We start from the raw sequence: 20,688 nt of genomic DNA, 5'->3' as shown, positions 1-20,688 counted from the left end.
AATCTACAACTTAGGAGGACATAAATATGAGCAACTATTATTTCGAATCAGGTACATTTGTAATGGAGCAATTTGATGAAGGAAAGCCTTTTTCCAGTTTCTTACCGGGTCTTGCCGGACTGAAGGGAATTCCGATGTGGACTTTTTATGTGAATCGGGGTCAGGCCATTTGCAGCTTCGGGGTACGCGATAAGAATTCGCCGATCATGGAATTCTCTCCTGCAAATATCTCTTATAAGAACGTAGGGACGACCGGTTTCAGAACCTTTATCAAAATTAAAGGCGAGCAAGAGATTTATGAACCGTTTCAATCTGCACGTCCAGATCCTGCTGCAAAGCGCCTCATGACCATTTTGCCTAATGGGCTTACTATTGAAGAAAGCCATGCCGTACATGGTCTGAAGACGACCGTACACTATTTTAATTTGCCTAATGACGATTATGCAGCATTGGTGCGTCGGGTAGAGATTGAGAACATCGGCGGTAAAGAGATCGAGCTAGAGCTGATGGATGGTTTGCCTGAAATATTGCCTTACGGCGTAGAGAACAGTGGATACAAGGAAATAGGGAATCTGCTGCGCAGCTGGATGGACGTATACAACTTAGAGAATGGTATTCCTTTCTATAAGCTGCGTTCCAGCACCAATGATGATGCACAGGTTAGCGAAATTACCAATGGCCATTTCTACCTGTCGTTCACTGGAGAAGGAGAAAAAGTCTCGCCAATCGTCGATTTCGAGCTAGTCTTTGGTGGCAATACCTCGCTCACGTATCCAGACCGCTTTGCGGGATTAACCCTTGCCGAACTGGGCGAGCTTCCGCAATACCCGGTCAACAAGGTTCCGTGCGGTTTTAGCGGAGTGGCAAGACGTTTAGCACCAGGTAGCAATCTGATCCTGAACACTCTGGTTGGACATGTAAATGACATCGACAAAATCAATAAGAAGGCGGAGCAGTTATGCCGCGATGAATATATCCTGTCTAAATCTCAAGAGGCTGCAGGTCTGACGGAAGAATTAACGGAAGACATTGCCACTCACACTTCTTCGGCTGTGTTTGATGCGTATTGCCGTCAATCCTATCTCGATAACTTCCTGCGCGGAGGCTATCCTTTTGTCTTCGACAATGGTGGGGATGGCTTTGTAGTTCACTTATACTCGCGTAAGCATGGTGACTTGGAGCGTGACTACAACTTCTTCTCTCTCGCCCCAGAATATTATTCACAGGGGAACGGAAACTTCCGTGATATGAATCAGAATCGGCGGAACGATGTGTTTTTTAATCCAAAGGTGGGTAGCTTCAACATCAAAATGTTCTATAGCTTGATTCAGGCGGATGGTTACAATCCACTGAGCGTGCAAGGAACAACCTTTGAAGTGAAACCGGATAGTAAGGCACAAGCTGTGGAGTGGATTGGAGAAGCTGCGGCAGATCATCAAGCTGAGCTTGTAAAGCTGTGTAGCACTCGGTTCACACCAGGTAGCTTAGTGAACTATATTGCGGATCATAATGTTACCTTGAAGGTAAGCGAGCAACAATTTTTGTCGGGATTACTTGCCCTGTCACAGCAAAACATTGAGGCAGCTTTTGGCGAAGGCTTCTGGTCGGATCACTGGACATATAATATGGATCTGGTAGTAGGTTACTTGGATATCTTCCCTGACAAAAAGCAGGAGCTTCTATTTGGGGATAACACCTATGCGTTCTATGACAGCCCAGCGTATGTGCTGCCACGCAGTGAGAAATATGTAATCAGTGACGGAAAGGCCCGGCAATATGGTGCACTCCTTGAGGATGAGGAGAAGCTGCACAAGCTGAAATGGAAAGCTGGAGATACCCATTGGCTGCGTACTGAAGGCGGTCACGGCGCCATTTACCACACCAATCTGTTCGTGAAGATGTTGTCTCTTGCCTTGAATAAATTTGCTACGCTTGACCCTTACGGTATGGGTGTAGAAATGGAAGGCAATAAGCCGGGCTGGAACGATGCTATGAATGGACTGCCAGGATTGTTCGGCTCCGGAATGAGTGAGACTTTTGAGCTGAAACGTACCGTAGTCTTTTTGTTAGATGCTCTGAACGGCAAAGAGAGCGTCCAAGGAGCTGTAGACCTGCCAGAAGAAATTGCACAGTTACTTGAGGCGGTATATCATGCGGTCACGGCGGTTCTGTCGGGAGATTTGGAACAATTTAATTATTGGGATACTGTAGCTTCGGCGCGTGAGGCTTATAGAGCACGTATCCGTTTCGGTATTACTGGAACTGAGTCTGAAGTAACCTTAGAATACATTCGTGAGGCCCTCTCCAAGTTCTTGGTCAAAATCGACGAGGGAATTAACAAGGCAGTAGAACTTGGTAACGGACTTACCCCAACCTATTTCCGCTTTGAGGCGAAGAAATTCCAGCAGGTAACAGATGCTGAAGGTCAACCAGTACTTAGCGGATACGGCCTCCCAAAAGCTGTGGTAGAGGATTTTGAGGTCTATGCATTGCCATACTTCCTTGAGGGGCCTACTCGCCTGTTGAAGACGCTGAAAGATCCGGTGCAAGCCAAAGAAATCTATAATTTGATTAAGCAAACAGAGCTATATGATCCGACTACGTCTATGTATCAAACCTCGGTTAGTCTAGAGGGAGAGTCTCATGAGATCGGACGAATGAGAGCCTTTACGCCAGGCTGGCTAGAGCGGGAGTCCAACTTCCTGCATATGTCCTACAAATATTTGCTTGAGCTGCTGAAGGGCGGGCTTTATGAGGAGTTCTACGGAGAACTGAAGACCTCGCTAGTTCCGTTCCTAGATCCGGCTGTCTACGGACGCAGCACGCTTGAAAATTCATCCTTTATCGCTACCGGAGGTAATCCTGATCCGAACAATCACGGTAGAGGGTTCGTTGCAAGATTAAGTGGGTCGACCGCTGAATTCCTGAGTATGTGGAGAACGATGATGGCCGGAAGCCATGTTTTCAGAGTAGAAGATGGACAGCTTACGTTATCTTTGGATCCGGTTCTACCAGGCTGGCTATTTGATGAACAAGGCAATCTCTCTTTCACATTCCTAGGTGGCACGGAAGTAACTTATTCGAACCCACAATGTGAGAATACGTTTGGGGAGAAGAAGGTTGTTATTCAGAGCATGACGCTCGTCTATCACGATGGAACAGTGACCGAAATTTCAGGAGCACTCGTTCGTGGGGAAGAGGCAGAGGTTCTACGGCGTGGAGAGATCAAGCAAATTCGAGCAATAATGGCATAGAAAATAAGGGAGGGCCTAGGCCCTCCCTTTATTTTTTTCTCCAAATATAAGAAAGTCCTTAAAGGATACCGAGGCGTTTCTTCTTAAACCCGAAAAATGGAACCTATAATCCGAAATTCAATACCTTACGGAGACAGGCAAAAGCAAATACAATGAATATATAATATTTGTAAGCGCTTTATACAAGAGCGGATATAGAGATTCTGGAGGTCCATATGATGGAGAAAAAAACAAATGGGGAATTAAGCCCAGCGATGAAGCCTCAATTTTCGGGCAATTTCGAAACCGGTAAAGTAAATCGTACGCCGCTTTGGAAGAGGTTCGTTGCCCAGCGACATTTGCAGACAATGGCACTGCTCGGTGTCATCTGGATGATTATTTTTAACTACATTCCGATGTATAGCATTATTATCGCCTTCAAGGAGTACAACATCGTCAAGTCAATCTCGGAAGCCCCTTGGGTCGGTCTCGCGAATTTCAAAGAGTTCCTGGCGGATGATAATTTTATGTATGTAATGAAGAATACGCTGGGCATCAGCTTAATCAAGCTGTTGATCTTTCCGCTGCCGATCATATTCGCCCTCTTTCTGAACGAAGTCCGATCTGTTCGCTTTAAGAAGAGTATTCAGACGATATCGTATCTGCCCCACTTCCTGTCCTGGGTCGTCCTTGGCGGGATTCTTGCCACTTGGCTGGCAGATGTGGGCATCATCAACAATATCTTGATGGCGCTGCATGTGATCGATCAGCCGATTTCGTTCCTGGCTGAACCAAAATATTTCTGGACCATTATTATTACCTCGGATTTATGGAAGGAGCTGGGCTGGTCAGCGATCATCTATCTGGCTGCCATTACCGGCATATCTCCTGAAATGTATGAAGCGGCCACCATCGACGGTGCCGGAAGATTCCAGAAAATGTGGTATGTTACCGTACCGACCATCAAAGGAACGATCAGCATTTTGTTTATTCTGGCGGTCAGCGGTGTACTGAACTCCAATTTTGACCAGATCCTAGTACTGCGTAATTCGCTGAATGACAGCGCGAGTAATGTGATTGACTACTATGTTTATTATACCGGCCTGCAATCGGCCCGCTTCTCGTATTCAGCCGCCATCGGGCTGTTTAAATCGGTTATCTCTCTCACACTGCTGCTGATTGCCAACCAAGTATCCAAAAAACTCAACGACACTTCGTTGTTTTAGGCCAAGGAGGACCTGTACATGATTACATTGAATCGCAGAACCAAGGGCGAAGTCGTCTTTGATATAGTCAACAATATTGGAATGCTTTGTATTTGCTTCGCTACGCTGTATCCGATCTGGTACGTACTTATTAATGCTTTTAATGACGGAAAAGATGCTATGCTGGGCGGAATCTACTGGTTCCCGCGCAAGTTTTCTCTGGAAAACTTCAATGCAGTATTTGCTAACCCAGGTATTATGAGAGCGATGTGGATTACAGTAGCTAAAACAATCTTAGGTGTAGCGATGCATGTGTTCTTTACGGCGATGGTTGCCTATGCATTTTCCCGCAGGGAACTAATCGGAGGAAAATTCTACATCCTGTTAGGCACGATAACCTTGATCTTCTCAGTCGGACTCATTCCGATGTATCTGCTGAACAAAAATCTTCATCTGTTAGAAAATTTCCTGGTCTATATTATTCCGGTCATGTTCAGCTTCTTCGATCTGATCATCTTCATGACCTTCTTCCGGGATATTCCTGATGGTCTGGAGGAAGCGGCGCGTATTGACGGAGCTAATGACTGGTCCATCTTCCTGCGGGTTGTCCTACCGGTCTCCTTACCCGTACTGGCTACCATTGCGCTGTTCCATGGCGTCTACCAATGGAATGATTATTTTACCGGAATGATTTATATGAACAATGAAAGCATGCAACCGATTCAAACATTCCTGTACCGGGTTGTCGCCCAATCCAGCTCCAATCTGATGATGACTGCCGTACAGGGAAGCGCCGTGACCAGGACGGTGACCTCGCAGTCCATCAAGCTGGCTACGATGGTTGTTACAACACTTCCGATCGTCTTTGCTTACCCGTTCCTGCAACGCTATTTCGTCAAAGGGATGATGATTGGCTCCATCAAGGGCTAAGTGCCGATCGCACTTCACCCGAACTAGTGGTGTCTCCTCCGGACCGCTCCCGCAGTCTTGGAGTTATAAATTATAATTATTAATCAATCTCAGAAAAGGGGTAAACAAGCATGGACATGAAAAGAAAGCCAAAGAAAATGATGATGCTGCTTATGGCAACAATCATGGTTCTGTCCGTAGCGGGCTGTTCCGGTAACAATGGCAACGCCGCAAACAAGACTGAAGGTAACACAGCAGAGGCAACATCTACAACAGCGCCAGAAGCTACAGCACTATCCGCTGATGAGCCGGGTTGGAAATCCGACACATCACCAATTAAGTTTGACTGGTACCTGAACTTTGCCTGGTTCCCTAATAAATGGGGTGTGGATCCAACTTCCCAATATATCACTAAGAAAACCGGTGTGGACATTAACTTTATCGTTCCAGCCGGTAATGAAAATGAAAAGCTGAACACATTGATTGCTTCCGGTAAACTGCCGGACTTCATTACACTGGGCTGGTATGAAGAAGCCGTTAAGAAAATGATCGAAGGCAATCTCGTGCTTCCTCTGAACAAACTCGCCGAAGAATACGATCCGTTCTTCTTCAAAGTATCTGACCCTGACAAACTGGGATGGTACACACAAGCTGACGGCAATGTATACGGTTATCCGAATGCTTCTTCCTCCCCTAAAGATTACGAGAAATATGGCGACACTTATGTATCCAACCAAACCTTCGTAGTCCGCAAAGATATTTATGAAGCGATTGGCAGCCCTGATATGCGCACACCGGAAGGATTCGTGGCCGCGCTGAAGGCCGCTAAAGAGAAATTCCCCGAAATCGACGGTCAACCGATGATTCCACTCGGTCTGCACGAATTCATCGCAACCGGTAACGATTCTCTGGAACAATACATTCAGAACTTCTTGGCTATTCCAAGAGAAAAAGACGGCAAGCTGTATAATCGTGAGATTGACCCTGAATATATCCGCTGGATGAAAACTTTGCGTCAAGCGAACCAAGACGGCTTGCTTTCTAAAGATATCTTTATTGACAAACGTCCTCAAATGGAAGAAAAAATCGCTCAAGGCCGTTACTTCGCGATGCTGTACCAACGCTCTGACTTTGGAGCCCAACTGGGAACTCTGTACCAGAAAGACCCGAACAAAATTTATATCGCTGTTGACGGACCGGCTAATACCAACCTGGATGCGCCTACTCTGAACGGCCCTGCCATTTCCGGCTGGACAGTAACGCTGATCTCCAAAGATGTTAAAGACAAAGCTCGCGCTATTAAATTCCTCAGTTATCTGAACAGTGAAGAAGGCAACAAAGACCTCTATCTTGGCGAAAAAGGCGTCTCCTATGATACAATTGACGGCAAAGACCAATTTAAACCAGAAGTCTTTGATCTGATGAATAAGGACCGTACGGCATTCGACAAGAAATATGGTTCTTCCTTTACGTTCTGGATGCTGATGAATACCAATATTACAGCTCAATGGACACCGAAAGCTGTAGAGCCTTTCAAACAGCTTGAAGACTGGACTCGCGGAAAAACAAAGAGTATTTCCGAGTTTGATCAAATCGATCCGTTGGCAAGCTCCCCTGAGGGCGTCATCTTATCTAAAATCAAAGATTTGCGCAGCAAAACGCTACCGAAGCTTTTGATGGCTCCATCCGATGCTGAATTTGATTCCATCTGGACAGATTACATCAAGAAGCAAGAGGATCTGGGACTGGCTAAAGTGCAAGCCTTCCAGCAAATAAAATATGAAGAGAATAAGCAAAAACTCGCAAAAAAATAAAATAAACAGGACCCAATCGCCCGCTAATGCGGGCGATTGGGTTATTTTCAATCTATAATATGGTATAGATATTAAATAGGTTAAGTATTCACTATTTAGCGAGGTGGACAGAACAGGAGTGTATAGTGTGAACAGGCGTGAGCGAGCTAGAGCATTATGGCATTCTTTTAGTTATTGGTGGGGAAGAAGATCTCTCCAGAGTCGTTTAATTGCAGCCTATGTTTTTATTATTTTAGGCCCGTGCTTGCTGGTATCCGTCTACTTCTATGAGTCTATCAATAATACCTATCTCAGAGATGCCGTCGAGAAAAATGATTATTTGCTGCAAATGGAAAAATTACATATCTATAATCAAGTCGAGGCGATGGAACGTGCGGCGCAGATGGCTTATTCTGATGCCGATGTAGAAGACTTCCTTGCGAATGAAACCGAACCGCAGCTAGTAGATTTGATTAATTTTAATACCAATGCTTATGTGAATATGACTCGTATTCAATTTAACAATCCAAATATTGAGCATTTGCGGCTGTATTCGAGAAGCAATAAAGTGCATGAAATTTGGCCGATTATCTTTCGTGAAGAGCGAGTTTCTTCCAAGCCATGGTTTCAGAAAGCGCTTCAAATGAAGGGGCAGGAATACTGGTCTTTTCAGAAAAGTGATCCGGATCTGATGCAGAGATACTTGGGATCGCCGGAGGAGAATCTGCCCAAGGTTTCGTTGTTGCGTGAGAAGAGTCGTCCAGCAGACAATTATATCGGCATGGTGCAGGTGGATATGATGCTGAGTCGTTTTACACCTAAGACGTATACAGATGTCCGGGATAATCAGACTCAAATGTTCCTTGTGGATAGTGAGCTGCAGCTTTTCACCAGACCGGACCATTCTTTTTTGCAGAATAATCTGAAGATGGCTGATATGATTGCAGAACGGTATAAGCATTTTAGGAAAACTGGGGAATGGGATAGTGAGTACTCGGAGAATGGTAAATCGTTTTTGTTGATTAACACTCCACTAGAACGTATTGATGCTTATTTGTTAAATGTAGTGTCCATGGAGGGAGTTATGAAGGATATCTCCCGAACGCGCAACTTAATCATTGGAGCCAATGTCGGGTTTATTACCTTGCTGACGCTGATTGCTTATGTGACAAATGCCTTTATTCTAAACAATCTACGTAGATTGACCGAAACAATGAAAAGAGTGCGTAGAGGTGAAGCGTACACTGGAATTATGATTCGGGGTGGAGGGGAAGTTGGTGAGCTTGCCCATCATTTCTCCAAACTGATGAACACGATCAATACATTGGTGGCTCAAGCAGTAAACAAGCAGGCATTGTCAAAAGAGGCTGAGCTACGTACGCTTCATAACCAGATTGACGCACATTTTTTGTATAATACGCTGGAAAATATTAAAATGCTGGCTGAAATTGAAAACCAACGAACGATCTCAGATGCATTAACCTCACTAGGGGGGATGATGCGTTATAATTTCAAATGGTCCGGAGAGTATGTGAAGCTACGAGACGAAATTCGCCATATTGAGAATTACATTGAAGTGATGAATATTCGTTTTGAGTATCCGGTTAAGCTGATGCTTCATATTGAACCACGATATTTGGAGCTGGAGGTGCTTAAAATGTCACTGCAGCCTATTGTGGAGAACAGTGTTAAGCATGCTTGGTGTGATGAGAAAGAGAATCTACAGGACCCGAGCGTTCATATTCATATTTCGGAAGCTGAAGGTGATATTTTCATAGAGCTTCGTGATAATGGCATGGGGCTAACACCAGAGCGTCTACATGCTTTAAACGAGGCGATTTATGCGAAAGATGAACGCTGTGAGAGCACTGCTGAACAGAAGGGGACTGCCCGCCGAACAGGTGGCATTGGTCTGAGAAATGTACATCAGCGTTTGCAAATCTTTTATGGCGATGAATATGGGCTTGTAGTACAGAGCGAAGCAGGAAGTTGGACGATGGTACGTTTAACCTTGCCGAAAGTTCTTTTGACGGGAGAAAAACAACTATGAAGAAGCTACTGATCATTGATGATGAGAAGAATATTCGTTTCGGTCTCAAGACTATGATAGAAAGAGAATTTCCGTCCATTTATACCATCACGATAGCGAGTAATGGCGCAGAGGGGTTTGATATCTATGAGACCGACGGTGCAGATATTATTATTACAGATATACGTATGCCAGTAATGGATGGGATTACGCTGTTGGAGCGGTTGTCTTCGGCGACAAGGGGCGAGAAAAGTCCGGCAGTGCTAATTTTAAGCGGGTATGACGATTTCGAATATGCCAAAAGCGCGATCCGTTATCGCGTGAAGGATTATTTACTTAAGCCGATTCGTAGAGATGAATTATTCGAAATCTTGAAGTGTATAGATAAGGAGCAGGAGGAGCAGAATCTCAGCGCAAGACAGCAGGAGCAGGAAGCAGAACATTTTCGCCGAGAGCTGCGTTCTAGCCGTTTACGTGGGCTGCTTATGCAGCAGGAAGTTCAGTTGGAGCGAGAGCAGCAGGAAAGCCTAAATGACTTGGAGGTTCCTTTTACAGTAGGTGTGTTAAATTACTATTGTAATGACGGAACAAGAATGAAGCCGGGGGATGTTCAGGGGCTTGCTGAACGATTGATGGGACCACTTGAAAAATGTTTTTCGGAAATCACAACGGACTGGGACGGTAAATTAGTATTGCTCGGAACCAGAAAGCAGGACTTTATAGAGTTGTCCAGACAAGCTGAAGCCAAAGAAATAATGGGATTGTCGATTGGAATAAGTAGCGAAGGAAGAAGTCTTGCAGACCTTCGTTCCTGTTATAAGGAAGCGTGCCGGGCATTACAGTATACTTTTGTATATCCGCAAGTGAACTTATTGAATTATGCGGATGTGAGTCAAGAACGGTCTAATTCCCCCTTACCGAAGGAGGAAATTCGCAAGCTGCTCAATATGCTTGGAACAGAACGCGAGAAGGAGATGAAACATCTTCTGGCTGAAATTTTTCAAACCGAGCATTTGAAGGTGCTTGACCTGTCATATTTGGAGTCGGTGGGACAGAATATCAATGAATTGGTGCTGGATGAAGTATTTCGGGTGCATGGCGAAGCCTCGGTAGAGGTGCTGAAGCTGTATCGCACAGTGGGCAATATGTACAATTATCGTCATTTTCATGATTATTATCGTGCACTTGAGAATTTGCTCCTGAGTGTGAGTGATTATATTGTAGGGGTGCGCTCTGCTCATACAGAGCATGCTGACATGGAGGAAGCGCTGAATTATATTGAAACGAACTATGCTCGTCCACTAAATATGGCTATGGTTAGTAACCATGTGTCTTTGAATTATTCTTATTTTAGCGAAGCTTTCAAGGCATATACTGGTGAGAATTTTGTCATTTATTTAAAAAAGGTACGCATCCGCCATGCTAAAGAGCTGCTAGCACAAGGCTGTAGCAAGCTTGCCGAAGTCTCGGAAAAAGTAGGTTTTGAGAACAGTAAGCAATTTGCCCGTGTATTCAAAGAGTTGGAAGGGATCTCTCCGGGGGATTATAGAGCCAAAATAGTGTCCAGAGATTTGTCGTAAACAGCAAGATACGTAGCTGTGGTATGAATATCATTGCTGTACTTGTAGCCTTGATGACCATTAAGGGTGTTGTTAGAAGAGATCCTCCTATATAATGGCAGTGAGAAGCTTTGCTAGAATTGGCATTAGCAGTAAGAGAATTTGGAGGAATGAAGGGTGGAAGAAATTCAAGGCAATTTGATTACAGTTCAGACGTTGGCAGAGGATTTTCGGCGACTGGGTGTACAGGCGGGGATGACGATTATACTGCATTCGTCTTTTAAATCACTAGGCCAATGGGTGGCAGGTGGCCCGGTTGCCGTTATTTTGGCGCTTGAGGAGGTCCTTGGAGAGTCAGGTACACTTGTGATGCCCACGCATTCTAGTGATCTGACGGACCCTGCTGGCTGGAGTAACCCACCGGTGCCCGAATCTTGGTGGCAGAGTATCCGTGAGCAGATGCCAGCTTATGATCCAGACCTGACCCCACTGAGGGGAATGGGGGTTATTCCGGATTGCTTCCGTAGACAAAAAGAGGTAAAGCGCAGCGATCACCCCATTCATTCTTTTGCGGCTTGGGGCAAGCATAGGGATGAGATTATATATGGCCACTCCCTCGAATACGGTTTGGGGGATGACTCTCCATTAGCTCGTATTTATGATCTGGGGGGAAGTGTGCTGCTGCTAGGCGTAGGAAATCTAAATAATACTTCATTACATCTTGCTGAATGCCGGGCCTTCTATGAAGGGAAGAAGGAAGTCATTGGCGGGGCACCTATACTAGTGGATGGTCATAGACAGTGGGTGGAATTCAAGGAGCTGGATTGGAACTCTGACGACTTCGTTGAACTTGCTGAGCAATTCGGGCAAGAGACAGGGCTCATTACAAATGGTCATATCGCCTCAGCTGCAGCTCAATTGATTCCACAGCGTGAAATTGTTGACTATGCGGTGAACTGGATGGAGCGAAACAGGAATTAGACTATCTGGATTTGGGATTAGGAGGAGAAGCAACGGATGAGTACTACAACGATATATCTAACGCGTCATGGACAGACAGAATGGAATGTGCAGAATCGTATGCAAGGTCATATGGATTCTGCGCTAACGACGCTTGGCGTACTACAGGCGGAATGGTTGAGCAGGGGAATGCAGGCTACAAATCTGGATATCATTTATGCAAGCTCTAGCCCAAGGGCGCTGCGTACAGCTGAAATTATACGCGGAGAGCGGGATGTTCCGCTGAAGATTTCCGATGCATTAAAAGAAATTGGCATGGGCGTATGGGAAGGTAGAGATTCTGCTGAACTGGCAGCTCAGTTTTCAGACCAGCATCGTTATTTCTGGAAGGAACCCGACCGGTTTAAAGTGGAGGGCAGCGAGACCTTCGCAGAGGTGCAGACAAGAGCACTGGAGAAGCTTCAGGAAATTCTCACTTCCCATCAGGGGGAGACGATTCTTATCGTAACACATACGGTAGTGATCAAGCTTTTGATGGCTTATTTTGAGGGCAGAGAGTTGCCTAAGCTATGGGATCTGCCTTACATATATCCAACCTGCTTATCAAGGATTGATTTTACGGATGGTGTGCCGGAGATCCTGCTGCACGGGGATACAAGTCATTATGAAGAGAATGAGGCTGGGATGGAATCCTAGAGGTTATATGAAAAAGAGGCGGTTCCTCGAGTGCATTATGCACCCTAGGAACCGCCTTTTTGTCCTCAGAGCTGTGGGCCTTTATTAATTGATGAACTGAAGAGATTTCAAGGTCTTCTCCAGCATCGTAACGGCTTCAGCACGAGTTGCCAGCTTTTGTGGAGCAAAGGAACCGTCTTTCGCTCCTTGAATGATGCCCTCAGAAGCGATTTCTGCTACTGCTGCTTGGGACCAAGCAGGAATGTTTGCTGCGTCACTGAATTTAGCAAGTGCTGCGGGATCGGCATTTAAGGTTTTGCCCGTGTACTTGATGGCTTTAGCTAATACAGAGGCCATTTCTTGCCGAGTGATCGGGCTATCTGGCTTAAAGCTGCCATCGGTATAACCAGAAATCAATTCGGCTTCTGCAGCAGTGCGAATAGCATCAGCATACCATGCGCTTGGATTTACATCCTTAAAAGTTGTCTCGCCAGCCGTTGTCACAAGTCCAAGAGAACGCGTAATTAATGCTGCGAACTCAGCCCGTGTGATCGACTGTGAAGGAGAAAATGTATCGCTATTGGTTCCACTAACGATCAGTTTGGAAGCTAACAGATCAATGGACGCTTTAGCCCAGTGTTCGCTAATATCTCCGAACGTTTTGGATGATTTAACAACGGTGTAATAGCTGTTGCTGTTCCGTTTAATCGTAACATCTGTTGTTCCATCAGCCTTAGGGGCAAATATCGCAGGCACAAAGGAAATCTTGCCTGTAGCAGGATCGAAGACCACTGCCGTTGCGTTATTTGAATTTAAGGAACTAGGTACATTGATCGTCCGATTAACATACGTACTGCCGAAGTTGTTCAGCGGTACACGTTTAGATCCGGCTACTGCTGAAACACTAAATTCGATTACTGGAGCAGTTAAAGTAGCATTACCTAGCTGTGCAGCGATAGCTTGGTTTGTACTGCTTAGTGTTCTCGAATCTGCTAATAGAATGGATACTGTAATTGTATAGTCGCTGGTGCCTAATTGAGCGGCAAGCGATACATTGTTTACAACACTGAGCGGCAAGGAATACGAAGCGCCATCAGTAGTAAGGGTAAGAATGGTGTTAGGCTGTGCAGCAGCTTGTTTTACAAGCACGCTGCCTGGGAGTTCTACTTGAGCGCCGCCAGTAGTCGCTTTAACCGGAATAACCAGCTCATGTTTACCAGTTGGCAGTGCAGCAAATTGTTTGGTCAGATCAGCAGCATCAATTGTTGTTACTTGCGGTGCAGCCGTTGGTGCTGTTGTTGCAGTAGGTGTTGGTGCTACTGTTGCTGTTGATGTTGATGTTGGAACTGTTGGTGATGTTGGCACCGGTGTTGGCACTGGTGTTGGCACCGGTGTTGGGGTTATCTCCGGCAGTGGTGCACCTTTCAGATCCACAATCCGGCCCTCAACAGCGGAAGTATTCGCAGTGACAGTTCCAACTTCTTTAAGGTACTTCGTAAATACATCAAAGTCCGGCAGGTAGAGTAGATTCACACGGCCTTCTTTATAGGCCTTCTCAAGGGAAGTATAGAAATCTCCACCTTTAGCTGTGAAAGCATTAGTAGCTACTTCATAAGATGCTTTTAGATCTAGAGGAACATATTTATCTCCGTTCTTCACTTCAATACGTAATACGCGTTCGTTCACAGGCTTCATAGAGTCATAGTAGAATTTCAACCCTGCAACATGTGGGAAACGTCCGTCTGCTGCTGGAGTTTTGGAAACCCCATTCTCCATAGCATCCTTAATTTCTTGTCCGGTCAAAGTGATCGTAACCAGATCGTTATTGAATGGTAGTACTCCGAGTACTTCACCTTGTGTAATTGGTCCTTCATTGATGGACTCGCGAATACCGCCACCATTTTGCAGGGCGATTACCGCATTAGTACCAGCTTTCTTGGCTGCAAAAAGCATACCATCGGCAATCAGGTTACCGAGATTGGTTTCCTTTGTGCGAACATCGTTACGAACGCCGTTCAGGACAACCTCTGAGTTTCCTACTACCTCGTTGGTTAGCTCTTGAATACCTGGCTTATAGTCGGTATCCAGGATCTTTTTAGCTTCAGGATCTTCTGCGATAACGTAGTTAGCGCCGATCTTAGCGTCGATGGAGATTAATTGGTCTTTCCAATCTGTCAGTACGCCATCTTTGTTAAATTTAACTTCAAGCTGACCAAGGAAAAGTCCTTTTTCACCGGTTTGTACAATAAGCTTTGGTGCATTAGGATCGCTGTTATCTACAACCGCTTGATTCAGTTGCGTGTGGCTGTGACCACCGACAATAATATCAATACCGTTCACGGCTGTGGCTAACTTAAGATCTTCTTCATAGCCAAGGTGTGATAGAACAATAATCTTGTTAACATTTTCTTTTTGCAGCATAGCAACAGTATCTTTTGCTTTAGCTACAGCGTTATCGAAAGTCACTTTACCTGGTGAAGCGATGTTAGCAGTATCTTCTGTCGTCAGACCAATGATACCAATCTGTTCGCCGTCTACTTCTTTGATCAGTGCAGGGTAGATGGTTCCCGCATTACCCGACCGACCAATTTCGTTGGTGAACTTTTTGCTTAGAATGTCATCCGCAGAGAAATTCACATTAGAGGAGACAAATGGGAACTTAGCGTTAGTGATGAATTTGGAAAGGACTTCAGGTTCTTTTTCATTTTTATCAAATTCATGGTTTCCGAAAGTCATAGCATCATAACCAACCAAATTCATGAATCTGAGGTCTGCTTGACCCAGATACTTGTTGAAGTAAAGCGTTCCGGAGAACACATCACCCGCATCGAGAAGAATAGGGTTTTCTGTAGTCGCCTTAGCAGTTTTGATTGCCGTTACACGGCGCAAAATGTTATTTGGTGAGCTTACCGTATCTAGTCCTGCATGCGTATCGTTGGTGTGCAGAACTGTTAATGGGAAGTCTTCAGTTGTCTCCGGCAGTGGTGCACCTTTCAGATCCACAATCCGGCCCTCAACAGCGGAAGTGTTCGCAGTGACAGTTCCAACTTCTTTAAGGTACTTCGTAAATACATCAAAGTCCGGCAGGTACAGTAGATTCACACGGCCTTCTTTATAGGCCTTCTCAAGGGAAGTATAGAAATCTCCACCTTTAGCTGTGAAAGCATTAGTAGCTACTTCATAAGATGCTTTTAGATCTAGAGGAACGTATTTGTCTCCGTTCTTCACTTCGATACGTAATACACGTTCGTTCACAGGCTTCGTGGAGTCATAATAGAATTTCAACCCTGCAACATGTGGAAAACGTCCGTCTGCTGCTGGAGTTTTGGAAACCCCATTCTCCATGGCGTCCTTAATTTCTTGTCCGGTCAAAGTGATCGTAACCAGATCGTTGTTGAAAGGAAGTACTCCGAGTACTTCACCTTGTGTAATCGGTCCTTCATTGATAGATTCGCGAATACCGCCACCATTTTGCAGGGCGATTACGGCATTAGTGCCAGCTTTCTTGGCTGCAAAAAGCATACCATCGGCAATCAGGTTACCGAGATTGGTTTCCTTTGTGCGAACATCGTTACGAACGCCGTTCAGGACAACCTCTGAGTTTCCTACTACCTCGTTGGTTAGCTCTTGAATACCTGGCTTATAGTCGGTATCCAGGATCTTTTTAGCTTCAGGATCTTCTGCAATAACGTAGTTAGCGCCGATCTTAGCGTCGATGGAGATTAATTGGTCTTTCCAATCTGTCAGTACGCCATCTTTGTTAAATTTAACTTCAAGCTGACCAAGGAAAAGTCCTTTTTCACCGGTTTGTACAATAAGCTTTGGTGCATTAGGATCGCTGTTATCTACAACCGCTTGATTCAGTTGCGTGTGGCTGTGACCACCGACAATAATATCAATACCGTTAACCGATTTGGCTAACTTAAGATCTTCTTCGTAGCCGAGGTGTGAGAGAACAATAATCTTGTTAATCTTTTCTTTTTGCAGCATAGCGACAGTTTCTTTTGCCTTCACTACAGCATTCTCAAAAGTCACATTACCTGGTGAAGCAATGTTCGCTGTATCTTCTGTCGTCAGACCAATGATACCAACCTGTTCGCCGTCTACTTCTTTAATCAGAGCAGGGTAGATGGTTGCCGCATTACCCGACCGACCAATTTCGTTGGTGAACATTTTGCTTAGTATATCATCTGCAGAGAAATTCACATTAGAGGAGACAAAAGGGAACTTAGCGTTGCCGATAAATTTGGAAAGCGTATCAGAATCTTTATCAAATTCATGATTACCGAAAGTCATAGCATCATATTTGACCAGATTCATAAAGGCCAGATCTGCTTGACCCAGATACTTGTTGAAGTAAAGCGTTCCGGAGAAGACATCACCCGCATCGAGAAGAATAGGGTTTTCTGTAGTCGCTTTAGCAGTTTTGATTGCCGTTACACGGCGCAAAATGTTATTTGGTGAGCTTACCGTATCTAATCCTGCATGCGTATCGTTGGTGTGTAGAACTGTTAATGGAAAATCTTCAGCAGTACTAAAATCAATCTGTGCTACAACCGCATCATGATCGGATACCCGACCTTTCGATGGAGAGAAGTCGGCATTTAGATGGACGACATCTACTTTGGAAGAAGCCGTTAGATTTTTACTGACAAGAATATGATCCAGTACTTGAGAGTTTCCGTCATAGGTGTACGTATACTGCTCATTTAAAGGCAATGTGTCAATCAAATTGTCCAGCTCTGTGCCTTTTAAAATGGTTGCAGTTTTAGTGAATTGGAAATCATTCAAATCGCCAAGAGCTACAACGTTGGCTTTAGGATTTGCAGTCAGAACCTCTTTGACAAATCCGTTTACGACCGCTGCAATTTTATGACGTTGTGTTTCACTGGACAATACCGGTGGCTGGACGTTCCCGAAAGGACCATTATCGCCGCCTTTTGAATTGAAATGGTTTGCGATCACGATCACTTTTTCGCCGCCGAAAATAAATTGTGCAGCAAGTGGTTTACGTGAACTAGCAAATGCAGCATTCGTTGGATCAATTCGTCCCGGATTGTAAGTCAACTTGTCTGTCGCTGCATCATAAGCAACGGATTGTGTAGATGCACCTTTTTGACCGTTTATACTATCCGCAAGCTGTACTCTTGCTGGATTGTACAAGAAGCCTACACGAATGTTTCCGCCTGGAGCTCCGCCATCCTGATTGTTGACTGGAGCGATGTCTGTGTATTTATATACAGGACCGCCAGCAGTTTCAATAGCCTTAATCAGTTCGTCAGCACTTGCTTCAGTGATTCCATTATTGGTTTCACCATTGCTATCCTGCATTTCGACAACGCCGATAATGTCAGGCTTCTTCATATTATTGGTGATGGAGTCGGCTAGTTTCTGAATTTTTGATGCTCCGACGCCTGGGTAGAAGTTCTCAATGTTGTACGAGGCGATTAATAGCTTGTCCTCATTAACCTCAAGTGTAGTTGTTTCTTGTTTAAAAGTACTTGGGGTAATGGCTGGCAGTTTACCGTTCTCCGGAATTACTTTGAAATTGCCATTGTTGTATCCGATGACCCCTGTAACATCTCCAGCGAACTTATCTCCGGTGATTACTTCTTGACCCGGATTTCCATAAGCAATGATAAGGCGCTGAGGATTGAATTGGTTATATTCTTTTAGAACTAGTCCACCCGCTGGTGTGATGACATCAGGAGTATCATTTTCTACTCTTGTAGGGATGTTATAAAGCATGGAATTTCCGCTACCACTTGTCCAGTAAGGACTAATAATCGTAGGGGTAGGGAGTTTTACAAGCATACCTTCTAACGATTCATAAAAATCTATGGCATCTTCATTAGGTTCAAAATCAGCCATGCCGTCATTATCAATGATAGAAGAAGGAATAGCTCTTCCACCTTTGCCAAGTACGATAGGTTCAGGCACAGTATAACTAGAAGAGGAATCTACTGTTAGTGTTGTCATATTAATTTGAGTGGAGGTTAGATTGCTCGTACTTCCTTCGTTATACTCGGAAACGGCTCCATTAACGCGCACTAAATCTCCAACTTTAGGTTTAAGGGATGCATTTGTGCTGTAAACGAAAATACCTTCCGATGTGTTCACATTATTGTCCGGCTGAGGGTCCTGCATAAAGAAACCCCTATAAGCACCATTTGCAAAAGTATATCCGTATTGGGTAACGATACCTTCTACGTCAGTAACGTTCTGGCCTACATACTCAGAAGTATGAGATTCTCCTTGGATATCATGTATACGAGGGAGATCAGAAGCTTTATAAGCAAAGGTATACACCTTACTTGTCTTGCCATCTGCTAAGACAATTGCATGAATGGTAAGATCTTTATTAACTGTAATTGGATCTGAATAAAGCTTGCTTGCTGCTGTCGGTTCAGTTCCATCGGTCGTGTAGTGGATTTGTGCTCCAAGGGTAGGGCTGGATAGGGTCACAGCACTTCCTTTAATGATGCGACCTGCACCAGGGCTTGCCATTACGGAAAAGGTTTCTTCCACCAAAGCGTTTTCGTTAAGTGGAATGAATTGATAAGTTGTATTATATTGCTCGATAACCCCAGTGATACTATCAAAGGTTGCACCCTTTACTAGTTTAGGCAGGGTGGAGAAAATTGTGAATTGTTGTCCGCCTTGACTTGCAGTCACTGTATTTCCATTTACATTATCTATAGTGACATTATTCATAGTTACCAGCTGAGCTTCATGGTTTTCGCCGTTCGCTGCAGACAAGTCTGTTGCAGTAATCAATTTAGGTGCGGGTACACCTACATCACTCGCAACGACAGAGTATTGAAGTCCGCTTTGGAGTTTGAGTTCTTGCAGGTTGCTGTAGATATCCATCTCGCCACTAACTGCAACACGATCTCCAACGTTTGCGAACTCTGGGAATCCATAAAGTACGATCCCGCCGGTTCCATCCTGAATATACATTTTTGCTGCGTTAATGTGAGTTACGATACCTTCTGTTGAAATATTCTGACCTTTATTACCAAGGCGTGCTGTTGCGACGTCTGTTTTGGTCAGAATCGTGTAGTCAAAAGTCGTTATTGCGCTGTTTGGCATATTCGGTTCTGAAGCATACGCTTTAATCGTAGTGTCCTCAGTTAAGGTAATAGGCCCTGTGTAAGGTTGGAAATCAGTTGAACCAACTGATCCATAAACAGCTGAATAGACGGATGCTCCAACTGTCGGGGAGCTCAGAGAAATTTTAGTGCCTACCGGCCAGGCATTAGCGGCTGGTGAAGCTACTACGGAGCTAGCTGTCTCTGGTGCTTTACCATAACTACTATTGCGTGGACTTGCTGCTTGAACAACAAAATCCGTAACGTTGTTATCCGTATCTAGACCACGGCTATCAGCTGGTGCACCTGCTGCGGCTTTACGAATAGCGGCTGTCGCGTTGGTGAGAGCAGGGGTTGGAGTTCCCTCAACGCCTGTAGCTGTACCATAGCCAACTAAGTCTATCGTATTATTCGATGGGTCCACTAAGTCGACTTTACCGCTTGACCCACTCATAGCTAGGGAACCTGCGGCATCAGGAGTAGGTAGTGCAGTAGTTCCTCCTGTTCCTGCAGCCTCTTGGACGAGGTAGTATCCATTTGCAGGAATGGTTCCTGTTAATTCTGTTCCGCTGCTAAAGGTTCCAGTTGCGGAAGTATACCGAACTTTCCATCCAGTCAAGACTACTGGTTTGTTGGTAGGATTGTATAATTCAATAAAATCATTCTTAAACTCTGCTCCGCTGTTTCCACCACCGCCATAAACTTGTGAGATAACAACATTGCTATTATCCGGTGCTGCCTCGGCAGTCTGAATAGCTGGTAGCACACTGCCGACAAGCATTAACATTGCTAGTCCACTAGCCCACCATTTCCTTACTCTTGAAGAAATAATCATTTGGATAAGTATTCTCCCCTCAAATCTTGTATTAGAAACCTACTAAATCTTATCATTCAAATGTAAAATGAAAGGTTGGTTTGCATTAATATAAATTAAAGGTTCTATAAATTAAAATAAAAAAATAAAAAGTTATTGTTTTCGCATAAGAATAGGGACTGAAAATAGTGCATAAAAACAATAACCCTTAAGATCTAGTGATTATTGGATGATAAATAGTCCCATATATGAATTAATTTTTACAGTTGAATTATCAAAGGATTACAACAAATGTATTCTATACTTCCGTTAAATTTTACATTTCAATAACAATAGAGAAGGAGTTATTGGGCTCGGCTATTTGGGAGGTCTTAGAACAAAAAAATGCCCATTCAGCTTCTTGTTGAGAAGTGAACAGGC

The 20,688-nt window shown here is 44.5% G+C and carries 9 protein-coding genes; 8 read left to right on the top strand and 1 reads right to left on the bottom strand.

Features of this window, described 5'->3' with window-relative positions:
* The first annotated feature begins 26 nt into the window (after window positions 1–26).
* The 8 genes from ACWNM1_RS18445 to ACWNM1_RS18410 all read left to right on the top strand — a co-directional run bounded on the left by ACWNM1_RS18445 (window position 27) and on the right by ACWNM1_RS18410 (window position 12,384).
* Window positions 27–3,254 (top strand): cellobiose phosphorylase, encoded by a 3,228-nt coding sequence (locus ACWNM1_RS18445; protein ID WP_449602124.1) that lies wholly within the window; start codon window positions 27–29, stop codon window positions 3,252–3,254.
* Between the two features lie 254 nt (window positions 3,255–3,508).
* Complete coding sequence (locus tag ACWNM1_RS18440; RefSeq protein ID WP_449602123.1) at window positions 3,509–4,459, top strand: ABC transporter permease; 951 nt, start codon at window positions 3,509–3,511, stop codon at window positions 4,457–4,459.
* An 18-nt stretch (window positions 4,460–4,477) separates the two neighbouring features.
* Window positions 4,478–5,368, top strand: a complete 891-nt coding sequence (locus tag ACWNM1_RS18435; protein ID WP_449602122.1) for a carbohydrate ABC transporter permease — start codon at window positions 4,478–4,480, stop codon at window positions 5,366–5,368.
* A gap of 110 nt (window positions 5,369–5,478) precedes the next feature.
* The gene (locus tag ACWNM1_RS18430) at window positions 5,479–7,161 is read left to right on the top strand and encodes an extracellular solute-binding protein (protein WP_449602121.1); all 1,683 of its coding nucleotides are present in this window, start codon (window positions 5,479–5,481) and stop codon (window positions 7,159–7,161) included.
* Between the two features lie 127 nt (window positions 7,162–7,288).
* Window positions 7,289–9,190 carry a cache domain-containing sensor histidine kinase gene (locus ACWNM1_RS18425; RefSeq protein ID WP_449602120.1) on the top strand — a complete coding sequence of 634 codons (1,902 nt, stop codon included), beginning with the start codon at window positions 7,289–7,291 and terminating at the stop codon, window positions 9,188–9,190.
* Window positions 9,187–10,749, top strand: a complete 1,563-nt coding sequence (locus ACWNM1_RS18420; protein ID WP_449602119.1) for a response regulator — start codon at window positions 9,187–9,189, stop codon at window positions 10,747–10,749. Before ACWNM1_RS18425 ends, ACWNM1_RS18420 begins: the two co-directional genes overlap by 4 nt.
* Before the next feature lie 156 nt (window positions 10,750–10,905).
* Entirely contained in the window at window positions 10,906–11,709 is an 804-nt protein-coding gene (locus ACWNM1_RS18415) for an aminoglycoside N(3)-acetyltransferase (RefSeq protein ID WP_449602118.1), read from the top strand.
* Between the two features lie 36 nt (window positions 11,710–11,745).
* A complete protein-coding gene (locus ACWNM1_RS18410; RefSeq protein ID WP_449602117.1) occupies window positions 11,746–12,384 on the top strand; it encodes a histidine phosphatase family protein in 639 nt (212 codons plus the stop codon).
* Between the two features lie 84 nt (window positions 12,385–12,468).
* Here the strand turns inward: ACWNM1_RS18410 and ACWNM1_RS18405 are convergent, their stop codons facing one another.
* Window positions 12,469–20,289 (bottom strand): 5'-nucleotidase C-terminal domain-containing protein, encoded by a 7,821-nt coding sequence (locus ACWNM1_RS18405; RefSeq protein WP_449602116.1) that lies wholly within the window; start codon window positions 20,287–20,289, stop codon window positions 12,469–12,471.
* Window positions 20,290–20,688 lie beyond the last annotated feature (399 nt).

Source organism: Paenibacillus sp. Marseille-Q9583 (assembly GCF_976954365.1).
Note: the sequence above shows the minus strand (reverse complement) of the source record. Positions and strands in the feature narration are given on the sequence as shown.